Source organism: Acetomicrobium sp. S15 = DSM 107314, from assembly GCF_016125955.1.
In the GTDB taxonomy this organism is placed as follows: domain Bacteria; phylum Synergistota; class Synergistia; order Synergistales; family Thermosynergistaceae; genus Thermosynergistes; species Thermosynergistes pyruvativorans.
The window spans coordinates 1-330 of record NZ_JADEVE010000109.1 but is presented as its reverse complement, the minus strand read 5'-3'; the positions used below and the strand labels follow the sequence as shown (position 1 = coordinate 330).

Annotated in this window: 1 protein-coding gene; it reads right to left on the bottom strand. The window is 55.5% G+C overall.

Features of this window, described 5'->3' with window-relative positions:
- The coding region (locus EZM41_RS14295; protein ID WP_342449216.1) for a dihydropteroate synthase at window positions 1–185 on the bottom strand (185 nt) is incomplete at its 3' end.
- Window positions 186–330 lie beyond the last annotated feature (145 nt).

Sequence of the window (330 nt, the reverse complement as noted above, 5' to 3'; positions counted from 1 at the left end):
GATGGCATATCGGGATCGAAACCCAGCCCCGATATGTCGTTTATCATATCTGCGCCGGCTTCTACGGCGGCTTCGGCCACTTGCGCTTTGTACGTGTCTGCAGATATCACCACGTCGGTGCCGTAATCGCCCTTATTCGTGCGCACCGACCGCACCCTGTCGCCGAGCTTTATAAGTTCCACCACGCGCTCGTTCAGGTGGAATTCGGCTCCATGGCGGCGCGCTCTTTGAGAAAGACTATCAGAGAGTTGCACGATCAAGGTATGACGATATTTTTGACCACCCATTACCTGGAAGAGGCGGACATCTTGTGCGACCGCGTCGCGATCA